At 59.7% G+C, this 20,645-nt stretch carries 21 protein-coding genes; 11 read left to right on the plus strand and 10 right to left on the minus strand.

Annotation, left to right across the window (positions count from 1 at the left end; genetic code table 11):
• Positions 1–145: 145 nt before the first annotated feature.
• Positions 146–1,312, plus strand: coding sequence for an acyltransferase (locus FHT73_RS13810; protein WP_348648138.1), 1,167 nt, complete (start codon positions 146–148; stop codon positions 1,310–1,312).
• Between the two features lie 104 nt (positions 1,313–1,416).
• Here FHT73_RS13810 and FHT73_RS13815 read toward each other — a convergent pair whose 3' ends face one another.
• Together FHT73_RS13815 and FHT73_RS13820 are read right to left on the minus strand one after the other, a co-directional pair.
• Complete coding sequence (locus FHT73_RS13815; protein WP_132717867.1) at positions 1,417–2,343, minus strand: cation transporter; 927 nt, start codon at positions 2,341–2,343, stop codon at positions 1,417–1,419.
• A gap of 155 nt (positions 2,344–2,498) precedes the next feature.
• Positions 2,499–3,371 (minus strand): AraC family transcriptional regulator, encoded by an 873-nt coding sequence (locus FHT73_RS13820; protein ID WP_246712118.1) that lies wholly within the window; start codon positions 3,369–3,371, stop codon positions 2,499–2,501.
• Positions 3,372–3,494: 123 nt separating this feature from the next.
• On the opposite strand from FHT73_RS13820, the gene FHT73_RS13825 reads away from it, so the two are divergent.
• Entirely contained in the window at positions 3,495–4,727 is a 1,233-nt protein-coding gene (locus FHT73_RS13825; RefSeq protein WP_183712290.1) for a cytochrome P450, read from the plus strand.
• Between the two features lie 29 nt (positions 4,728–4,756).
• Positions 4,757–5,077, plus strand: coding sequence for a 2Fe-2S iron-sulfur cluster-binding protein (locus FHT73_RS13830; RefSeq protein ID WP_183712292.1), 321 nt, complete (start codon positions 4,757–4,759; stop codon positions 5,075–5,077).
• A 62-nt stretch (positions 5,078–5,139) separates the two neighbouring features.
• Here FHT73_RS13830 and FHT73_RS13835 read toward each other — a convergent pair whose 3' ends face one another.
• Both FHT73_RS13835 and FHT73_RS29800 read right to left on the minus strand, forming a co-directional pair.
• Positions 5,140–6,186 carry an isopenicillin N synthase family oxygenase gene (locus FHT73_RS13835; RefSeq protein WP_183712294.1) on the minus strand — a complete coding sequence of 349 codons (1,047 nt, stop codon included), beginning with the start codon at positions 6,184–6,186 and terminating at the stop codon, positions 5,140–5,142.
• A 122-nt stretch (positions 6,187–6,308) separates the two neighbouring features.
• The gene (locus tag FHT73_RS29800; protein WP_348648139.1) at positions 6,309–6,581 is read right to left on the minus strand and encodes a hypothetical protein; all 273 of its coding nucleotides are present in this window, start codon (positions 6,579–6,581) and stop codon (positions 6,309–6,311) included.
• A 25-nt stretch (positions 6,582–6,606) separates the two neighbouring features.
• On the opposite strand from FHT73_RS29800, the gene FHT73_RS13845 reads away from it, so the two are divergent.
• The 3 genes from FHT73_RS13845 to FHT73_RS13855 all read left to right on the plus strand — a co-directional run bounded on the left by FHT73_RS13845 (position 6,607) and on the right by FHT73_RS13855 (position 8,950).
• Positions 6,607–6,993, plus strand: a complete 387-nt coding sequence (locus FHT73_RS13845) for a VOC family protein (RefSeq protein WP_112603332.1) — start codon at positions 6,607–6,609, stop codon at positions 6,991–6,993.
• Between the two features lie 94 nt (positions 6,994–7,087).
• Positions 7,088–7,852, plus strand: coding sequence for a phosphodiesterase (locus FHT73_RS13850; protein WP_210290346.1), 765 nt, complete (start codon positions 7,088–7,090; stop codon positions 7,850–7,852).
• 144 nt (positions 7,853–7,996) lie between these two features.
• Positions 7,997–8,950, plus strand: a complete 954-nt coding sequence (locus FHT73_RS13855) for an NAD(P)-dependent oxidoreductase (RefSeq protein ID WP_112603334.1) — start codon at positions 7,997–7,999, stop codon at positions 8,948–8,950.
• A gap of 18 nt (positions 8,951–8,968) precedes the next feature.
• Here the strand turns inward: FHT73_RS13855 and FHT73_RS13860 are convergent, their stop codons facing one another.
• Positions 8,969–10,180 (minus strand): TIGR03862 family flavoprotein, encoded by a 1,212-nt coding sequence (locus FHT73_RS13860; RefSeq protein WP_183712296.1) that lies wholly within the window; start codon positions 10,178–10,180, stop codon positions 8,969–8,971.
• A gap of 288 nt (positions 10,181–10,468) precedes the next feature.
• On the opposite strand from FHT73_RS13860, the gene FHT73_RS13865 reads away from it, so the two are divergent.
• The 4 genes from FHT73_RS13865 to FHT73_RS13880 all read left to right on the plus strand — a co-directional run bounded on the left by FHT73_RS13865 (position 10,469) and on the right by FHT73_RS13880 (position 14,505).
• Entirely contained in the window at positions 10,469–11,176 is a 708-nt protein-coding gene (locus tag FHT73_RS13865; RefSeq protein ID WP_112414510.1) for a TetR/AcrR family transcriptional regulator, read from the plus strand.
• 129 nt (positions 11,177–11,305) lie between these two features.
• A complete protein-coding gene (locus FHT73_RS13870) occupies positions 11,306–12,463 on the plus strand; it encodes a Gfo/Idh/MocA family oxidoreductase (protein WP_183712298.1) in 1,158 nt (385 codons plus the stop codon).
• A 12-nt stretch (positions 12,464–12,475) separates the two neighbouring features.
• Positions 12,476–13,651, plus strand: coding sequence for a dihydrodipicolinate synthase family protein (locus FHT73_RS13875; RefSeq protein ID WP_112414285.1), 1,176 nt, complete (start codon positions 12,476–12,478; stop codon positions 13,649–13,651).
• Positions 13,652–13,680: 29 nt separating this feature from the next.
• Entirely contained in the window at positions 13,681–14,505 is an 825-nt protein-coding gene (locus FHT73_RS13880; protein WP_183712300.1) for a sugar phosphate isomerase/epimerase, read from the plus strand.
• Between the two features lie 80 nt (positions 14,506–14,585).
• Here the strand turns inward: FHT73_RS13880 and FHT73_RS13885 are convergent, their stop codons facing one another.
• Positions 14,586–15,692 (minus strand): branched-chain amino acid ABC transporter substrate-binding protein, encoded by a 1,107-nt coding sequence (locus tag FHT73_RS13885; protein WP_112603344.1) that lies wholly within the window; start codon positions 15,690–15,692, stop codon positions 14,586–14,588.
• Between the two features lie 399 nt (positions 15,693–16,091).
• Here FHT73_RS13885 and FHT73_RS13890 point away from each other — a divergent pair, with 399 nt between their 5' ends.
• Positions 16,092–16,916, plus strand: coding sequence for an aminoglycoside phosphotransferase family protein (locus FHT73_RS13890; RefSeq protein WP_183712302.1), 825 nt, complete (start codon positions 16,092–16,094; stop codon positions 16,914–16,916).
• Here FHT73_RS13890 and FHT73_RS13895 read toward each other — a convergent pair.
• Genes FHT73_RS13895 through FHT73_RS13910 form a run of 4 tightly spaced genes read right to left on the minus strand, consistent with a single transcriptional unit; the run spans position 16,913 to position 20,635 of the window.
• Positions 16,913–18,298 (minus strand): FGGY-family carbohydrate kinase, encoded by a 1,386-nt coding sequence (locus FHT73_RS13895; protein ID WP_183712304.1) that lies wholly within the window; start codon positions 18,296–18,298, stop codon positions 16,913–16,915. The two genes, FHT73_RS13890 and FHT73_RS13895, sit on opposite strands and share 4 nt — an antisense overlap.
• Positions 18,295–18,621: an L-rhamnose mutarotase gene (gene rhaM, locus FHT73_RS13900; RefSeq protein ID WP_112603352.1), complete on the minus strand. Its 327-nt coding sequence runs from the start codon at positions 18,619–18,621 to the stop codon at positions 18,295–18,297. Before rhaM ends, FHT73_RS13895 begins: the two co-directional genes overlap by 4 nt.
• On the minus strand, positions 18,618–19,634 hold the full coding sequence (locus FHT73_RS13905) for an ABC transporter permease (RefSeq protein WP_112603354.1): 1,017 nt from the start codon (positions 19,632–19,634) through the stop codon (positions 18,618–18,620). Before FHT73_RS13905 ends, rhaM begins: the two co-directional genes overlap by 4 nt.
• On the minus strand, positions 19,631–20,635 hold the full coding sequence (locus FHT73_RS13910; RefSeq protein ID WP_112603356.1) for an ABC transporter permease: 1,005 nt from the start codon (positions 20,633–20,635) through the stop codon (positions 19,631–19,633). Before FHT73_RS13910 ends, FHT73_RS13905 begins: the two co-directional genes overlap by 4 nt.
• Positions 20,636–20,645: the final 10 nt, after the last annotated feature.

Below are 20,645 nucleotides of genomic sequence, written 5' to 3' on the forward strand. Positions count from 1 at the left end.
GGCACCGGCGCCAGCGTCTGCAAGCTTAACTGAAGAATAACTATAATTTAAAGCAGCGCTGCGCAATTATGCAGGCGGCGACGAGTTGTTATATCGTTTTGGATAGAAAATGCGGGATCCAAGACGATATTTGCCGAGATTTCCGGTGAGGTTTTATAGAAAAATACTTGAGAGTGAGGATGCGGGCCGAGCTGCCAGCAAATCCACCCACACGCTCGTGAATCTCCAGGTATTGCGTGCGCTCGCCGCCTCTTCCGTGGTTGTTGCCCATGGCTTGCACGAGACGGGCATGCTGGCGGCAGCAACAGGACGTGCAGTGGTCGATGGCTCCGCATGGAATCTCGGTTTCGGCGTCGATATATTCTTCGTCCTCTCCGGCTTCATCATGACCCACACGACCGCGTCGGAATTCGGCAAGAGCGGCGCTTCGCTCCGCTTCTTCCTGCGGCGCTGCGCACGTGTGATCCCGCTTTATTGGCTGCTGACGAGCGTCATGTTGCTTGGCGCGCTTGCAGCCCCCTCGCTTCTTGCCGTTCCTATCGGTTCCCTATCCCATGTCCTGGCATCCTATTTCTTCATTCCATCCGGGCGCGGCGTCGATGAGATCAGGCCGGTGCTCGCCCTCGGCTGGACGCTGAACTACGAGATGCTGTTTTACGTCTTTTTCGCCGCCGCACTTCTGCTGCCGATACGATTGGGCGTCTTATGGCTGTCGGTTCTCATGTTCGGAATGGCGCTCGTCGGAAGGCTCATCGATCCCCAGCATGTGCAGATAGTGTTCTGGACGAACCCGATCATTCTGGAGTTCCTCTTCGGAGTCTATGTCGCGCTGATTTTCCGCAGTGGAGCAAGGATCGGCGGCGGCTGGGCACTTGGGCTGGCAGCCATCGGGCTCCTTGGCTTCGTGCATGTCTCGACTCTTTGGAACGATGCGGACCTGCCGCAATTCCTGCGAAGCGGTGTGCCTGCGGCTTTGTTCGTTCTGGCGGCCGCGATCGGCCCCGTCCTGCCTCAAAGGCGGCCCGTCCTTTGGGGTGTCGCGCTCGGGGACGCCTCCTATAGTCTCTACCTTGTCCATCCCTTCATCCTACGGCCGCTGCGCGCGATATGGGAGAAAGTGATCGGGGCAGGGCTTCCTCTCGGACTGTTCGTCGTTTTTGCGACGCTTGTCGCCGCCATGTTTGCCAAGGCGCTTTTCAGATATGTCGAGAGGCCGCTTACGAGCCGCGTTCAGGGCCTCGCGCTTCGCTCTCCACGGAGCAAGCAGACAGCGGCCGCTCCTCTTTCGCGAGCTGATACTGAGAGCGCCTGATCTTTTTAGCGGGTGCTATTGCCAAATTGCCTCGGCATTTTGTGCATCGCGGCTAGGTCGATCTTCGCTCTGTAGTATCGGTCGACTGGCGGGTGCGGCGGCGCTTAATCGGCCCATTCCGGATCGGTCGTAAATGCAATCGTCAGCCAGCGGTCCGGGCCTTCGCCACCGATCGCTTCGCCGATCTCGTCACGGATATGGTCCCATTCCTCCAGCTTCTTCGCTGGTCCATCCGGCGGCACGATGAAGTAAAGCTCGATCTGCCTGCCGCGGCCGACGCGCGCGACATAGGAGCGGTAGGACAGGAAATTGTAGCGTTGAACGATCTCAGCCGCTACGCGGTCGACATGGTCCCGCAGATCCGCGGGCGTCACGAGCAGGATATCGGCGAATGCCTGCTTGATCGTTCCGACCGGCATGGGAATGACGATGAGGCAGACGAGAGCCAAGGCGACCGGATCGACATAGGGCGACATCCACTGCAGCTTCGTTCCTTGGATGAAGAAGCCGAAGATGAAGGCGAGGAGCAATGCGGCGCTGAGGCTGCCGGTCATAACCCAGGCCTTGGCATCCAGTGCAATGAAGTTGGATCCGATGGTCTTGTTCGCTCGCGTGGCATAGGCGGCCATCAAGAAGGCGATGATCATGGTCAGGACGGCATAGATGATGGCCTGATCGAAAGAAAGATGCCGTCCGCCGCTCATGATGCTGCCGACGGCGTTGATCAAGGCATAGACGGCTGCTCCCGTCAGCAGCACGCCATTGAGGCCGAGCACCATGGGCTCGAGATGCCAGAAACCCATGGTGAAATGCTTGGCGAATTTGCCGGCGGCGGTCGTGTTTGTCGCCGAAGATACGATCAGATTGGAAACGACCAGCGCAACGATCGTCATGCTCGCATCCGTCAGTGCGTAGATGCCGTCGAAGACGATTGCGTAGGAGCCGGAGAGAAGGCCGAAGACAATGCCAGCGACGGCGAGAACGAACGTCACGATAATGGAAATGCGCAGAACGCTTTGTTCGGTCGTCATTTTTAATCCCTGGCTAGGGCGCGGCGTTCGTTTCGGAAAGACGCGGGTGTGAGCTGTCGCAACTCTTAGCCTGTCATATGCGCCGCGCCAATCGGGTTAACTATGTCGAGGAGCCTTTGGCTCAGAAACCGAGAGGTATTTGATCTCTCATGCCTCTATGGCCTCGCGCTCCGGCCCTGCCGCCTGAACTCGCTGGGAGTGACGCCGACCAGCTTCTTGAAGTCGCGGGCAAAGTGAAAGGGGTCGGGATAACCGCATCGGGCGGCTATCCGGCTGATCTGCTCGTCCGTTGCGACCAGCAACGGCTTCGCAGCATTCACACGCTCATGGCGCAGCCAATCCAGAGGCGTCGTTCCCATCCTCTGGCGAAAGCGGCGGAACAATTGCGCCTGACTTAGATTGGCGGCGGTCGCGAGGTCTTCTATCGCCCAGGGGCGTGTCAGGTCGGCGCGAACCATTTCCATGACCCGTTGCAATCGTTGTGCGGAGGCGCTGAGTTCGCTGCTTTCGGCGCGCTCGGATATAAGGAATGAAATCAACTGTGCCAGCAGGGCAAAGCATCTGTTGTCAGCAAGAAAGCTGCCCGTCTCTACTTCCCGCAGGATGCCTTCGAACAGCGCCTTTGGATCGCGGGTGTTGGCCGTGTCGAAGATCGGATTGCCGATCACGCCGAGACTGTCGAACAAGATATCGAGCCCATATCCTGTGAAACCCAGCCATAGGTAGGACCAGTGCGAATGGTGCGGCTCGCAGCGATGCGAATAGAGCATCGAGGAATCGAGCCAAGCGATCGTCCTCTCATGCAGCAAGCTCGAAGCCTCATTGACCTGCAGCAGGCCTTTTCCGCTGAGAGTAAGGATCAGGGTGTGATGGTTGAAGCGATGGGCGATCGGCATTTCAGCAGGCGTGCAAACCCGGCGCCCGGCGGCGAGAAGCGTGTAAGGGAACGCCCGAGACAACTTGCCCGGAGTTTGAAAGAAGACGTCGTCGAGAGGGAGGGTCTCTGGTAAAATCGCTTCATGGGTCATGGCGACTTAATTCTATTTCGGAATGAGAGTTTTATCCATATGGCTGCGGCTCGCATCCATGTCCTTTCGTCGTTTGACGCTGTATTCTATGGCCGATGAACCAGATTGGATGAGGTCCTCATCATGCCGATGGCAACTCCAGCATTCGATCCGCTCTCGCAGGCGTTTACGGACGATCCCTATGCGTCTTACCGCGTGCTGCGCGCCAGCCCGGGTCCGGTCTACTATGAGCAGTTCGACATATGGCTGCTGTCGCGCTATCAGGATGTGGCTGCCGCTGCCGCCGACAAGACGCTCGTGCGGTCTCTCGAATTCTTTCTCTCACCGGAGGAAATACGGGAGCAGAAGGTTCGGCAGAACTGGCATGACATGCCGAACCATTCCCGTTTCGTGCAATTCAGCCTGCTGGATTCCGATGGCGAAACCCACGACCGTCTGCGCCGCAAGGTCTTTCGTGAATTTACTCCTGCGCTCGTCGCGCGCCAGCGCGGCATGATACAGGATTTCGTCGACCGTCTGCTCGACCGTCTCCTGCAGGCAGGTACGATCGATTTCGTCGAGGATCTTGCTTCGCAGGTTCCGGGCCACATTATCGGTTCGGTGCTGGGCGTGCCGGAGGAATATGCCGGCCAACTGCGCAAGTGGTCGGAAGACGTCGTACAATATTTCGACGTCGATCGCAGCGCGGAGCGCAAGGCGATCGCCGAACGTGCGACGACGGAGTTTTACGAACTTCTCAAGGAACTCATTACCGAGCGCTTAAGCTCGCCGTGCGACGATCTTCTCTGTCGGCTGACCGAGGCGCATGCCGCCGGAGAGCTTACCGAAGACGAACTCGTTTCCACTTGCATGCTAATCCTCATGGCCGGGCATGGCTCGACGATCGATGTGCTGGGCAGCGGCATGCATGCTTTGCTGCAATATCCCCATGCTTTGAAGATGTTGCGTGAAGCGCCGACGGTGATGTCGACCGCCATTCAGGAAATGTTCCGTTTCGAGTCGCCGCTGCCATTCTTCCATCGCTATCTGACCGAGGAAAGGACGATTGCCGGCAAGCTGTTGCCAAAGGGTACGAAGATCGGTCTGCTCTATGGCGCGGCCAATCGCGATCCCGAACAATTCGAGTCGCCCGACGAGTTCGACGTCGGGCGCACGCCCAATCGCCATCTGGCGTTTGGAGGCGGCGCGCATTTCTGTCTGGGCAATCATCTGGCCCGGCTGGATATGGAGATCATTTTCTCGACGCTTCTGCAGCGCACTCGCTCGATCGAACTGCTGGACGACAATCCCGCCTACAAGCGCGGGCTGTCGGTGCGCGGACCGAAACGCCTGGACATTCGCCTCATCGCCGCATGAGCGGATTTGCCGAAAATATGGAGAATGCAATGTGTGAAATCGTGTTCATCGATTCCGCCGGCCGCGAGACGCGCGTCCAGGCACAGGAGGGCGAGACGCTGATGGCCATCGCCGTCAGGAGCGGCATCGACGGCATCGTGGCGCAATGCGGCGGCGCCTTGGCCTGCGGCACTTGTCACTGCTACATCGAGCAGCCTCATCTCGATCGTCTGCCATCGCCTTCCGAGGAGGAAGCGATGATGATCGAATTCGTGATGGAGCCGATGCCGAACAGCCGCTTGAGCTGTCAAATCCTCGCAAGCAGTGTCGTCGACGGCATGCGGGTCATCGTGCCCGATAGCCAGCACTAGGAACTAGCTTCGAGAGGAGGTGGCCGATATAGCGACCTCGCCTCGATCTTGATGGATCCGGCCTAAACCGACTGTTCCGATGCCAAGAGATCGGCATAGTGAGCGCGGGCCACATCCGGATGGGAGCGTAGTCGGCTCTTCAGCTGGTTCTGGCCGACTTCGCGGAAGATCGGGTTCAGGGGATCAAGCGAGATGCCGCGCTCCGATCGCTTCAACTCTTCCGGCAGTTCGATGACGGGGATCGTCGCATCAGGCCGGGAGCCAAGAAAGAAGGCGACGGAGAAGCGCTCGACACCGGCAGGCGGTGCGACGACGTCATGCACATCGGCGCGCACGAAGCCGTTTGTCGCAAGCTCGAGCAATTCGCCGGTATTGATGACGAAGGTGCCCGGAACCGGTGGCGCATCGATCCAGACGCCGTCTTCCGTGCGCACCCGCAGACCGGGCACGGTGTCCTGCAACAGTACGGTGACGAAGCCGCCATCCTTGTGAGCGCCGACGCCCTGATCCGTTTCGGCGACATCGCGGCCGGGATAGCGGATGATCTTCAGAAGCTGCGAGGCCTGCGGCTCATAGATATCGGCAAAAACGTTTTCCGCTTGGCCGATAGCCGCTGCGATCGCCTTCAGAATATCGATGCCAATGCGCGTCACCTCTGCCTGATAGGCAAGCAGCAGCGGCTTGAGTTCCGGCAAAGCTTCCGGCCACTGGTTCGGCCCCTGCAGCCGCCGCCATGCCGGCGTATCAGGGCCGATTTCGAAGGGTGCGCTTTCGGTGTTGATGTCGAGCTGCTCGCGCCAATCCTGTTCGCCGCGGGTACGCTCTTGTCCGGCGCGGTTGTAGCCACGGAAGTGGGGCGACTTCACCATCTCGATCTTGAGCTTTTCTTCAAGCGGCAATGCAAAGAAGCGCTTCGCCGTCGCGACGACATCGGCAATGAGCTTGGGGTCGACGCCGTGGCCGGTTAGATAGAAGAAACCATGGTCGTAGAGCACTTTGCGAAGCTCCGCGACGAATGCCCGGCGTTCCGAGGACGAGGCGTAGAAGCGCTGGAGATCGAGCGTGGGCAGTGATGTATCGGAGCCGGTCGGCGCGGTATGGGAGGTCAATGAGGTTTCCTCTTTCAAGCTCGTCTTTGTTCTCGGGTCGTGATGCCATCGCCTGCCGTGTCCGAGCCGTGATGACGCAAATCGCCCTTATGGGTTGAGACGAGGCTAGAAGCCCTTCGTTACTAAGGCAAAGAAGATAATCTCAAAGATCGCTGATCTTTTGGAATGGTTTTTACAGCCGTCGTTCTCGCGAGGATATGGTCGTTGGAGCGGATCAATACGCCGGCACGCAATTGAAAGCGGGATATTCCTGAATCCATAACGATCATGGTTCGTGCGGCTTCTGCCATGGATGGCCTCCGATTATGCGGCGAATGGAAAATCATGTGCCGGATATCGGCATCCGGTTCCGGGATATAGCAAAGCAGTTTAAAGGTTGTTTCTTCCTGCCCCATTTTCTAATCCAATCGGGTCCTGGCGATGCGTTTCGTAAATCCAATCCCCTTTGTCAGTGATATCGGGCGCTCGAAGGCGTTCTATGGCGATCTGCTGGGCCTCAGGATCCTGCACGACTTCGGCAACTTCGTGCTGTTCGAGACCGGCTTTGCGATCCATGACGGAAAGTCGCTGGAGAAAACGGTCTGGGGCGCGAACGGCGAAGCATCCGGGCCCTATGGGCGGCGAAATATCCTTCTCTATTTCGAACATGAGGACGTCGATGCGGCATTCGAAGCGATAGCGCCGCATGTCGATCTCATTCATCCGATCGAGAGGCAGGAATGGGGGCAGCGCGTATTCCGTTTCTACGATCCGGACGGCCATGCAGTGGAGATCGGCGAGCCGCAGTTGGACATGATGGGCGGTTGATCTTTGCTACCGTTAGCTGATGCAAGAGGGGAACGCGATCGCAGCATGTTCTGCCATTGAGCCGTTTTAGCTGCGCGTGAAACCAAGACAATGTATGGTCTATGCACATCATAATGAAACGGATCTTATGCTTATCGCCCAAATCAGCGACATTCATGCTAGCCCCACGAATGATAGCATAGCGCGACTCGACCGTGTTATGTCATGGTTAGCGGTCCTTCAACCGGATTTGCTGGTGGTATCGGGTGATCTGATCGACGGGAATTGGCCCGAGGGCTATGGCCTCATATCGGCTTCGCTACATCGTCTTGCCTGTCGATCATTGATCCTGCCAGGCAACTCGGATGATCGAGCCGTCATGCGGGCGATCATGCCGCAGGCAGAACATTGGCATGACCGATCGGCAATGCATTTTATCGAACCCTACGGCGGGGCTCTCATAATCGGGCTCGACACCTGCGTGGATGGCGAAGCCTATGGTGACGTCACACAACATCTTTCCTGGTTGCGGCAGGCGCTGGCGGGTAGCTCGGACAGCACGTCGTTGCTTTTCACTCATCATCATGTGTTCCCTTGTGGTATTTCCGTGTTGGATGCGGTCATGTGCAAGGGCACCCGCGCCTTGGCGGATCTGCTGGCAAGCGGCATCAAACCGCCGGCCGCGATTTGCAGTGGTCATGTTCATCGCAGCATGTCGAGCCTGTTTGCTGGCATTCCGGCTCATATATGCGGTTCCGTGTGCCCCGCCAATCCTCTCATGCTCGATGCATCCCGCACGCCGCCAGCAATGGACCCACCCGCCTTGATGATACACGATTTGAGGCATGGTCGTCTTGTCAGTAGCCATGTTTCCGTCTGAAATGGCCGCAAAGACAGTGATGAATGTCCTTTTGCATCATCGAAGGGGATGACAAAACCGCTTGCTCTCCTATTCTCATTGGCCAGATCACGTCTTGAGCGTCGGTGGCCGCCGGCGTTCGATCTCGGCCATTGGGAGGATATCATGACGCGCACGGTGATTATCGGTGCAACGGGCCATGTCGGCACTTATCTGGTGCCGCGGCTGGTCGAAGCCGGGCATGAGGTGGTGGCGATCAGCCGCGGCCAGGCCAAGCCCTATTCGCCGAACAGGGCATGGAGCGAAGTGGAAATGCTGGCGATGGATCGCGCTGCCATGGAGAAGGATGGCAGCTTCGGCCCGGCCATTCGTGCCTTGAAGCCGGATATCGTCATCGACATGATCTGCTTCACGCTCGACAGCGCAAGGCATCTGACCGAGGCGCTCACCGATCATGTCGGCCATTTCCTGCATACGGGCACGATCTGGACGCATGGATTTTCGACCGTGGTTCCGACCCCGGAAGAGGCGCCGAAGCGGCCCTTCGGCGATTATGGCATCCAGAAAGCTGCGATCGAAGCGCATCTGCTTGAGGAAGCGCGGCGCAGGGGATTCCCCGCAACCCTGATCCATCCCGGTCATATCGTCGGTCCCGGGTGGGAACCTCTCAATCCCGCCGGGCATTTCAACCTGTCGGCGTTTTCGACATTGGCGCGCGGTGAAACCCTCGTCCTGCCGAATTTCGGCTTGGAGACGGTTCATCATGTCCATGCCGATGATGTCGCGCAGATGTTCATGGGTGCTATCGCCAATTGGCGCGTTTCGACGGGAGAGGCTTTCCACGCGGTTTCAAGCGGTGCGCTGACGCTCAAAGGCTATGCAGAGGCCATGTCGCGCTGGTTCGGACATGAGCCGAAGCTGGAATTTCTGCCTTACGAAAAATGGGCGGAAAGCCAATCGGCGGAGGATGCGCAGGCGACCTGGGAACATGTGGCCCGAAGCCCGAATTGCTCGATCGCCAAGGCCGAACGGCTACTCGGATACCGGCCGCGCTATACGTCGCTACAGGCCGTTCAGGAAGCGGTCGCCTGGCTCATGGAGAACGGCCGGCTCGGCTGAAAGGCCGGGCTTTAAGCCTCAGCGGTTCTTGAGCCAGGCATCCATGCCTTTTGCCGCTGCATGCCCGGTCGCAAAGCAGGCCGTCAGAAGATAGCCGCCGGTCGGCGCTTCCCAATCGATCATTTCTCCGGCGGCGAACATGCCGGGGAGCTTCTTCAACATATAGCGCTCATCGAGCTCATCCCATCGGATGCCGCCGGCGGACGAGATGGCCTCGGCGATGGGTCTCGGCCTCAGCAACGGAATCGGCAAAGCCTTGATCAGGCGGGCAAGGGGTTCCGCATGCGAGAGAACTGCGGGTTCGGCAAGCTCGCGCAGAAGGCCCGCCTTGACGCCCTCGATGCCGGCGCCCTTGCGCAGGCGATTGGAGAAACTGGCCTTGGGATCCTGCCGTCCCAGATCGCGCGCCAAACGTTCCTCGTTGCGTCCGGGCGCCAGATCGACAATGAGCGAGGCCTCGCCCGTTTTTGCCGACCGATCGCGCAATGAGGCGGCATGGGCGTAGACCAGACTGCCCTCGATCCCCGTTTTCGAGATGACGAATTCGCCAGGGAAAGTCCCTGCCTGCGATGTCGCCGTCACCGCCTTCAGTGGTTCCCCGGCAAAGCGTTCGCTGAACGTCGCACTCCAAGTGACGTCGAAACCGCAATTGGCCGGTTGAAACGCGACGATGTCGATGCCTTTGGCCCGAAGCCAGCTGACCCATGCCGCATCCGAGCCCAGCCGGGCATAGCTTGCACCGCCGAGCGCGAGCAGAACAGCGTCATGACGCATAAGTTCGCGCCCCTTTGGCGTCTCGAAGACCAGACTGCCATTCTCGAAGCCGCACCAGCGATGCCGCGTCATGATGCTGACATCGAGTGCTTCCAGCCTTGCCAGCCACGCCCGCAGCAGCGGCGATGCCTTCATGACTTTCGGGAAGACGCGGCCTGATGAGCCGACGAAAGTTTCCGTTCCCAGGCCTTCCGCCCAGGCTCTGATATCATCGGGCCGGAAATCGTCCAGTGCCGCGCGCAATCGGGACGAGGCAGCGCCGAAGCGGGTGGCAAAAACACTGTAGTCTTCCGAATGCGTGATGTTGAGACCGGATTTTCCGGCGAGCAGAAACTTGCGCGCAACCGTTGGCATTCTGTCATAGACCACAATGCGATGGCCAAGCCCCGATAAGGTCTCTGCCGCCATCAATCCCGCAGGGCCGCCGCCAATGATTGCGATTTGTTTTTTTGTCATGCTGACCCGGTGCCGCTTGCCTATTGTTCTCTAGGGCCGGATGGGGGCAGAACGCAAGATCGTCGCCGTGTCCGGGCCAATTTCATCGTCGTTCAGATGGTTACGGCAGCGGCGGAAATTCCACGTTTCTTCTCCGTATCCTTCGTCATATCCGCATTTAAATCGATATAACCATATGGTTACTATCGCCTCTGATTCACCGGGGGCTGTCAACTTATGCGATGATCGGTTACTTATCGGCGTGAGGATGGGCCGCATAAGCCTTACGAAATGCCGCCGGGAGCCATGATGTCGGAAGCCAAGACCGTGAAGCGCAGCGCAAAGAGTGCAGACCTTGCGAATGCAGAGCAAACCCCCTCGCGCACAGCTTCGGAACGGCCCCGTCTCAGGGATGCGGAACGCACCAGCAAGGCTATTCTGGCGGCCGCAACCAAGGAGTTTGCCGAGCGGGGCTATGGCGGAGCCCGCGTCGATGCCATCGCCGAACGGGCGAAAATCAACAAGCGAATGCTCTATCACTATTTCGGCGGCAAGGATGCGCTCTACGTCGCCGTTTTGGAAGGCAGCTATATCGCTATTCGCTCGGCAGAGGCGCGGCTCGATCTCTCGCATCGCTCGCCCGCCGACGGCATGCGGGAGCTGGTCGTCTTCACCTGGCAATATTTCCTGGATCATCCCGAGTTTCTGGGGATTCTCAGCACGGAAAACATGCATAAGGCCCGCTTCCTGAAGCGTTCGGCACGCATTTTCGAGCTGCACTCGCCGCTGGTCTCCGAGATCTCCGGCCTGCTCGATCGCGGCGCGGTGACAGGCGTATTCCGCAGCGATTGCGATCCGGTGAAAATCTATATGAGCATTGCGGCCCTCGGTTCATTTTTCCTGACCAACCGCTGGACGCTTTCCACGATCTTCCGCCGCAACCTCTCGGACAAGAGCGAAATTGATGCCTGGGGCGAGCATATCGTCGACGTGATTTTCGCCTATCTGCGTCCCTAAAATCCTTAAGGTAACAAGCTCCGCAACGATGGATGATTGCCGCTGCGGCCATTGACGATGGCCGTTGACAGCATGGCTTCGCCGTGTCAGTTATGTAACTATATAGTTATTTACGGGAGGAAGAAACTCATGGCAACGAAGCCGATCGGCATCATCATGCACGGCATTACCGGCCGCATGGGCTATAACCAGCATCTCGTGCGTTCCATCCTCGCGATCCGCGAACAGGGGGGCGTTCTTCTGTCGAACGGCGACCGCCTGATGCCCGAGCCCTTGCTTGTCGGCCGCAATGCCGAAAAGATCGAGGCGATCGCCCGCAAGCACGGTCTGTCGAAGACGACGACGGATCTTGATGCCGCTCTTGCCGATCCCAGCAATACGATCTTCTTCGATGCCGGTTCGACGCAGATGCGCGTCGAGCTTCTGGAGAAGGCGATTGCCGTCGGAAAGCATGTCTATTGCGAAAAACCGATTTCCGAGACGCTGGAGGAGGCGCTCTCGGTTGCAGCCTCTGCCGAACGCCGTGGCGTCAAGAACGGTGTTGTTCAGGACAAGCTGTTCCTGCCTGGGCTGCGCAAGATCGCCATGCTGCGCGACAGCGGCTTCTTCGGCAAGATTCTCTCCGTGCGCGGCGAGTTCGGCTATTGGGTTTTCGAAGGTGACTGGGGTGTAAAGGCGCAGCGTCCGTCCTGGAACTACCGCAAAAAGGACGGCGGCGGCATGATCCTCGATATGCTGCCGCATTGGCGCTATGTGCTCGACAACCTGTTCGGCGAAGTAAAATCCGTCAGCTGCCTCGGCGCGACGCATATTCCCAGCCGCGTCGACGAGAACGGCAACACCTATGTCGCCGATGCCGACGATGCCGCCTATGCCACCTTCGAGCTCGAAGGTGGCGTCATCGCCCACATCAATTCCTCCTGGGCGGTCAGGGTTCGTCGTGACGATCTCGTCACTTTCCAGGTCGACGGCACCCATGGATCGGCCGTCTGTGGGCTGATGCGCTGCTGGACGCAGCATCGCGTCAACACGCCGAAGCCGGTCTGGAACCCCGATCAGCCGCAGCCGATCAACTTTTTCGATACATGGGAAGAAGTGCCGGACACACAGGCCTTCGACAATGGCTTCAAGGCGCAGTGGGAACAGTTCCTGTGGCATGTGGCCGAGGACGCGCCGTGGAAGTTCACGCTTCGCGAGGGCGCCAAGGGCGTGCAGCTGGCGGAGCTGGCACAGAAGAGCTGGGCGGAGCGTCGCTGGGTCGACGTGCCTTCTCTTTCTGCTCGCTAGGAGGCTGGCCGCATGGAGAGAAGTCTTCACTTGCCCAGGGCAGATGGTGCGATTGCCGCCTTCACGCCCGTCAATGAGCCGTTGATCGCGCCGGTGAAGCCGGCGGGCGGTCATCACTTCAATCGCGTGGCCTATGCGGCGGCGCATGTCGTGGTCGATGCGCTTGCGGACAACGATCCCTGGCTTGACCGTAATATCGACTGGGAGCGCACGATTGCCTTTCGCGAATATCTCTGGGGCCTCGGCCTCGGCGTGGCGGAAGCGATGGATACCGCACAGCGCGGCATGGGGCTCGACTGGAGCGGCGCAAAAGAACTGATTGCGCACGCACAGTCGGCCGCCCGTGGCCGGTCGGATGCGGTGATCGCCTATGGCGCCGGCACCGATCATCTGCAGCCCGGCGCCGATGTCACGATCGATGACGTTATTCGCGCCTATGAGGAACAGATCGCCTATGTGGAAGGGCAGGGCGGCCGTGTCATCCTGATGGCGAGCCGGGCACTTGCCGCCGCCGCCAAGAGCCCGGATGATTATATCCGTGTCTACGACCGCATCCTTGGTCAGGTCAAAGAGCCCGTCATCATTCACTGGCTCGGCTCGATGTTCGATCCGGCGCTGGCAGGCTATTGGGGCTCCGCCGATGACATGAGGGCCATGGAAACCGCGACCGCGATCATCAACCAGAATGCGGCCAAGGTGGATGGCGTGAAGATTTCGCTACTGTCGGCAGAGAAGGAAATCGTCATGCGCCGGCGGCTGGATCCGTCGGTCAAGATGTATACCGGCGACGATTTCAACTACGCCGAACTGATCGCGGGCGACGACCAGGGCTATTCGCATGCCTTGCTTGGTATCTTCGATGCCGTCGCGCCGGCCGCAAGTGCGGCGCTCGCAAAGCTCGCTCAGAACGACCTCGACGCCTTCCACGAGATCCTGGCGCCGACTGTCCCGCTATCGCGCCATATCTTCAAGGCGCCGACGCGCTTCTACAAGACGGGCGTCGTCTTTCTTGCTTACCTCAATGGTTTCCAGGACCATTTTCAGATGCTCGGCGGGCAGCAGAGCGCCCGATCGATCCAGCATCTTTCGGAGCTTTTCCGTTTGGCGGATGCGGCGCGCGTGCTGCGCGACCCGGATTTGGCGACCTATCGCATGAAGACGATCCTTGCCACCGTCGGCATCGAATAGCGGAAAAGGGACCGGAGGAGGAGATCGCCATGGCCATTGAGGGTCTGTCCGTCAATTTGGCGACGGTGCGCCAGCAATATGATATGCGCCAGGCGGTCGAGGCCTGCCTGAAGCAGGATATCGTCGCGATCGCGCCCTGGCGCGATCAGGTGCATAAGATCGGGCTTTCCGAAGCCGCCCGCATCGTTGCCGATAACAGGCTGAAAGTCACCGGGCTTTGCCGCGGCGGCATGTTTCCTGCCGCAAGCGCCGAGGGCAGAGCGGCTGCAATCGACGACAACAAGCGGGCGATCGACGAAGCGGCGGCACTGAATGCCGATTGCCTGGTTCTCGTCGTCGGAGGCGTACCAGAGGGATCGAAGGATATCGTTCACGCCCGCGAGATGGTGGCCGATGGTATCGCCGCGATCCTGCCGTATGCGCGCAGCTCCGGCATTCCGCTCGCGATCGAGCCGCTGCATCCAATGTATGCGGCCGACCGCGCCTGCGTGAACACGCTGGAGCAGGCGCTCGACATCTGCGATCTTCTGGGCGAAGGCATCGGTGTCGCGATCGATGTCTACCATGTCTGGTGGGACCCGAAGCTTTATGAACAGATCGCGCGCGCCGGCGCTGGCGGCCGCATCCTGGCGCATCACATCTGTGATTGGCTGGTGCCGACCACGGACCTGCTGCTTGATCGCGGCATGATGGGTGACGGCGTCATCGACTTGAAGCGCATCCGCGCCGAGATCGAGAAGGCCGGCTTTTTCGGCCTGCAGGAGGTGGAAATATTCTCTCAGAATAATTGGTGGAAGCGGCCGGGTGAGGAGGTTCTCTCCACCTGCATCGAGCGCTTCCGCACCGTTTGTTGAGCCGCAGTCCCCCAGGATCGACAACAAAAAACCGGGCCAGCAGGCGGCCCGGTTCCATTCCAAAGCGATGACGTGACGGCTTACTCGGCCGAAACGATCTTGCCGCCTTCCCACTTGTAGAGCGAGAAGCTCTGCGATGTCAGGTCGCCGGTTTCGCCGTAGGTGACCTTGCCGATGGCGGTATCGATCGGTTCGCCCTTCTTGAGCGCAGCGCCGACAGCTTCGGCATCATCCGCCTTGCCGGCCTTCTCGATGCCGGCCTTCAGCACCTGCACGGCGGCATAGGCGTTCAGCGTGAAGGCTTCGGCCGGGATATTGCGGGCCTTGAGGGCAGCGACGGCGCTCTGCGAATCCGGGTTCTTCAGTGCATCAGACGCATTCGTGAAGAGCGTGCCGGCCGCGGAATCATTGGCGATTGCCCAATATTCGGTGTTCGAAAGGCCGTCGCCGCCGATAATCTGCGCCTTGACGGAGATGTCGTGCAACTGGCGGGCCAGAAGGCCTGCTTCCGGATGATAACCGCCGAAATAGATGACTTCGACGCCAGCCTGTTTCAGCTTCGCCGTCAGGGAGCTGTAGTCCTTTTCGCCCGGGGTCAAGGAATCGTTCAGGACCTCGGTGATACCGCCCTTGTTGATCGCTGCCTTGAAGGCATCCGCGAGGCCCTTGCCGTAAGCGCCCTTGTCGTTGAGGATCGCGATCTTCTTATCCTTGAAGTTCTTCACGACATACTCGCCGGCAACGACGGCCTGCTGGTCGTCACGGCCGCAGGTACGCAGGACGTTGGTCAGGCCGCGATTGGTCAGGCCTGGGGCGGTCGCAGTCGGCGTGACCATCAGGATGCCGTTTTCGGCAAGCGCGTCGGAAACCGGAATGGCGACGCCCGAAGTGACCGGGCCGACGACGAAGCGGATGCTGTCGCCGACAAAGCCGTTGGCGACCGATACGCCCTGCTTCGGATCGCCGGCATCATCGCCGAGCTTCAGAACGAGCTTCTGGCCGAGAACGCCGCCGTTCTTGTTGATTTCTTCGATAGCGGTCTGCGCGCCGTTCTTGACCTGGTCACCGTAAGCTGCGACCGGGCCGGTCAGCGGCGCAATGAGGCCGATGGTGATGTCCGCATGTGCGAGAGGTGCGAAGGCCAGCGAAGCGACGAAGGTCGCGGCCGTCAATGTCTTCAGACTCATGTTAGCTCTCCTTGGATAGGCGCGGCAGCGCCCTTTGAACCCGCCCGCAATCGCCTGTCTCGACGCGCAAACTGCCGTAAGGCGTTCTTTTGGAAAAGACAGAGCTGATATCGAGGCCGATGGGCCCTTTCGGACATTTTTTGATCTCGAAAGCGCTCATAAGGGTATTTTCTGTAGGAATATTGGGCCGATTCCGCAAGAAAATAACCGTCGCCAAGACAATTTTAGCGTTTTCCCGAAAATTTTGACGAGGGATAGTTGTTGCCTGCCTGCCGCAAGGGCCTACGTAATAGGGCGGCAAGGCGAGGCGGATCTGAAGGTGGAAATCTTCATGCCGCGGATCCACATAAGCCGCGGCGCCTATCATAGCGCGGCCCGCGCCAAGGAGATCGGTATAGCGTGAACGAGAATGACGATTCGAAGGTCTATTTTGACATCTGGCGGCTGATCCCCGACGGCGCTCCGATCGTGACGCATTCCAGCCGGCTCTTTCCCGTGCGTCGTGACGGCGAGCCAGCGATGCTGAAGATCGCGGACGCGCCGGAGGAGAAATCGGGTGCCGAGCTCCTGGTCTGGTGGAATGGCAGTGGTGCTGCGCGCGTTCTCGAACATCAGGACGATGCTATCCTGCTCGAACGGGCGACAGGCAGCCGCTCACTTGCCGAGATGGCAAGGAACGGCGAGGACGACGATGCAACCCGGATCATCTGCAAAGCCGTCGCTGGGCTTCATGCCTCTCGCGGAGGCGCCCTGCCGCAATTGATTCCGCTTGTCCACCGGTTTCGTTCGCTCGAAGCGATGGCTCATTGTGAAGGCGGTATTTTCGTCCAGTCCGCAGTTGTCGCCCGCGCGCTGTTGTCGGAGCCTCGCGATATCGTAGCCCTGCATGGAGACATTCATCACGGCAATATTCTGGACTTTGCCGAGCGCGGCTGGCTCGCGATCGACCCGAAGGGGCTCGTGGGCGAACGCGGCTTCGATTACGCCAATCTCTTCTGCAATCCGGACAATGCCGTCGCCACATCTCCCGGCCGTCTTGCCCGGCAAGTGACGGTCGTTGCCGAGGCGGCGGGAATGGAGCGCGGACGCCTGTTGCGGTGGGTCATTGCCTGGGCCGGCCTCTCGGCTGCCTGGCTGATCGAAGATGGCGAGGACGAGCACGTCCAGCCAACGCTGCATGTTGCCGAAATCGCGGCTGCCGAACTATCCGGGACCGGGGCTTAAGCGATCAAAGCGTCGCGCCAGGCTTGTCGATAGCGGGTCAACCCGGCCAGTTCGGCGCGAACCGGCGAGTTTTCCGTTGTTGTCGCAGGGCGGATGCCCGTCAGTAACGCTGCCCCCTGGCTGGTGCCCGTCGAGCCCGCTAGTGCAATAACGTCGCTATTCGTCAAGGCGGACAGGGCTTTGAGGTAGGCATGGTTGAGAGCAAAAGGACCCTCGACGAAGATCGGTCCTTTAGCGCCGATCAGACCGAGACAGGCTTCCGTCATCAGCGCGAGATAGAGGCTGACGGCGGCAAGGCGTTCGGCATTGCTCGCGGCATGATCCGCAATCCAGCGCCGCCTGCGGCCGGGAAAGGGACCCGATCCTTCAACGACGTTGGGCAGCAGCATGAGGCCCCTCCCGATTACCGCCTCGATAGTGGCTTCGACCGCATCGGGTGATGCCGTGCCGATTTCGGCAGCCAGAATCTCGAATTCGCGGCCACCCATGAAGCGGGCTGATGGCACGGTGCGGCCAAAGGCATCGACATTCGCAAGAGTATCGTGGGCGGGATCGAGATGGTCGAGATCGCCGCCGACGCCGAAACTGATCACCCAGGTTCCCGTCGAGACAACGGCAAAGGGGGCTTCGTTCTCAACCAGATGGGGCAGAAGCGAAGCGTTGGAATCATGGATGCCGCAATAGACGGGCACCGGTTTCGTAAGACCCATATCCGCAGCGAGTGCCGGCAAGACCGGTCCAAGCGCGTCGAAAGCCGAACGGATCGGCGCCATCAGCCCGCGAATGCCAAGCGCGTCGACGAGAGACGAATAGCTTTGCGTCGTCGGGTTCCAGAGATCGGTGTGGCAGCCGAGCGACGTCACTTCGTTGGAGGCAACGCCGGTCAGGCGAAACGCCCAATATTGCGGATAGGTCAGGATCGTCGCGACATGGGCGAAATCAGCCGGAAAGGTGCTTTTCATATAGTGGATTTGGGCGCCAACATTGAGGCCAACCGACAATCCGGGTGAAAACGTCTCGGCAAACTTGGGGCGCAACTGCCTGTAGGCGTTCTGAATGGCTTGCGGATAGCCATGCTCATAGTCGAGAACCGGCATAGCGAGGCTGCCATTGGCTGAAAGCATTACAGCGGATGCGCCATGGGTGGTGATCGATATGGCGTCGAAGCCTGGCGCGCGGACAAAGCCCTTCAGTGCCGAGATGATGAAGTCCCATAACCCGTCAGTATCGTAATGCGGATAAGGACCCGACTTCAGAACGCTGTTTGCGGTCCTGACGGTGGCGATCTCGGCACCTGTCCCGGCATCCAGCACAACGACCTTGGCGTTGGTCTTGCCGATGTCGATGACGGCGATGTGGCGGTAGGCTGTCTCGGTGTTCATGGCAGATGGAAGACCGTGATGAGATCGCTCTGAATGGGCGAATTATCGGGATTGGTCGCCATGATATCGGCCATGTGCGCCCACCATTTCTTCATGACCGGATGTTCGGGCAGGCTGGCCATGGAATGATCCTTCGGCCGCGTCAACACGCCGAAAAGCGTGTTCGTGTTGCGATCGAGATGGATAGAATAATCGCTGACGCCGGCCTGATGCAGCAGATCCACCAGCTGGGGCCAGATTTCATCATGGCGCTTCCGGTATTCTGCTTCCATGCCTGGATTGAGCGTCATCTTGAAGGCGTGGCGTTCGAGAGCAGCGGTCATTTGGAACTCATGGTCCTGATGCGGCGGGCGACGATCGGCAGCGCGATGGTGATGATGAGGAGGAGGCCGATGAAAATCGACATGACGATGCCCGGCACGTTGAGCAGGCCGAGGCCGAAGGTGACCAGGCCCATGACGAAAGCGGCGATGACGACACCGCCGATCGTGCCGGAGCCGCCGAGGATCGATACGCCGCCGAGCACAACCATGGTGACCACTTCCAACTCCCAGCCGAGCGCGATCGACGGACGCGTGGAGCCAAGGCGCGAGGTGAGGCAGACGGCTGCGATGCCGCTCATGATGCCGGTGAGCAGAAATAGGATGAACTTGACCCGCTCGACCGGAATGCCGGAGAAGCGCGCGGCAAAATCATTGTTGCCGATCGTATAGACCTGCCGGCCGAAATTCGTCGCATGTAGCAGAATTGCAAAAGCGATCGCGAGCACGATGAAGAGCACGAATTCGAAGGAGAAGACCCAGACGACATAGCCCTGGCCAAAATAGGCGAAACTATCCGGATAGTTGCCATAGGCCTGGTCCCCGAGAACGATATAGGAAATGCCGCGAAACAGGCTCATCGTGCCAATGGTAACGACGATCGACGGCAGCTTCAGCACAGAAACCAAAAAGCCGTTGAAGATCCCGCAGACTAGGCCCACGCCGATACCGATCGCGACGAGGCCGGGCGTATCGACGCCCAGTTGCGCGGCGGCCCCCATGGCCGTCGAGGCGAGCGCGATGATGGCTGCGACCGAAAGGTCGATTTCGCCAGCGATGACGAGCAGCGCCATGGCAAAGGCGATCATCGCCTTTTCGGTGAAATTGAAGGTCGCGTCCGAGAGGTTGAAGGGATCCAGGAAATAGGGCGAGGCCAGTGAATTGAAGATGAAGATCGCGACAGCGACGCCAAAAAGCAGCGTTTCCCAGCTCGCCAAGATGCGCTTGAAGGGCGTGCCGAGGCGATCCGGAATGGCGCGCTTTTCCGCGGTTGCCGCTTGCGAACCGTTGCTCATGCGTGTGCTCCCTGGCTGGCGGCGTCCTTTGCGGCCTGATCGCGCAGGATGATGCGGCCGCGGTTGCGTTCTCGCCGGGCGTTGAAGACGACGGCAAGTATGATGACGGTGCCTGATATCGCCATCTGCGTGAATGGCGAGATGCCGATGACCGGAAGGGCGTTCTTGATGACGCCGAGGAAGAGGGCGCCGAGCACCGCGCCGGCGACCGAGCCAACGCCGCCGGCAATCGAAATGCCACCGATGACGCAGGCGGCGACGCTATCGAGTTCGAAACCGTTGGCGATATCGACATAGGCGACCGCGTAGCGCGATACCCAAAGGTAGCCGCTGAGCCCGGCGAGCGCGCCGGAGAGAACGAAGGCGAGGAACCGGGTCCAGCCGACATCAATGCCGGCATAGACGGCGGCGACCGGATTGCCGCCGCTCGCATAGGCCGAGCGGCCGAACTGCGTGTAGCGCAGCACCAGATACATCATCAGCACGATTGCGATGCCGATCCAGGCTAGCACCGGCAGGCCGAGAAGCGGCGTGCGCGGGACGTTCAAAAAGATCGGCGTGAATTGGTGGGCATTGACCCAGGCACCGCCCGACAGCACGAAGGCCATGCCGCGATAGATCGTGAGGGTGCCGAGCGTGACGACGATCGGCGGGATTTCCAAAGCCCAGACGAGATAGCCGTTGATGGCGCCGAGAGCCGCGCCCATCAGGATTGCCATCACGATGAGTGCGACCAGCGGAATATCGGGATAGGCGGCGTTCAGCATCGCAACCGCCATACCGGTCAGTGCCAGGTTGGCCGCGACGGATAGATCGATCGATTTCGTCAGGATCACAGTCATCTGGGCAAGGGCCAGGATGATGAGGATCGACGTATCGTTGAAGATATTGGCGAGATTGGCGGGCTCGGCAAAGCCGGCCGCACGGGTTGCAAAACCGGCGATCATCACAATGATGATGATGGCGAGCAGTGTTTCGCGCTTTTTAAGGATGCGTGGCATCCTGTCCCTC

The organism is Rhizobium sp. BK098 (assembly GCF_014193155.1).
GTDB lineage: Bacteria > Pseudomonadota > Alphaproteobacteria > Rhizobiales > Rhizobiaceae > Rhizobium.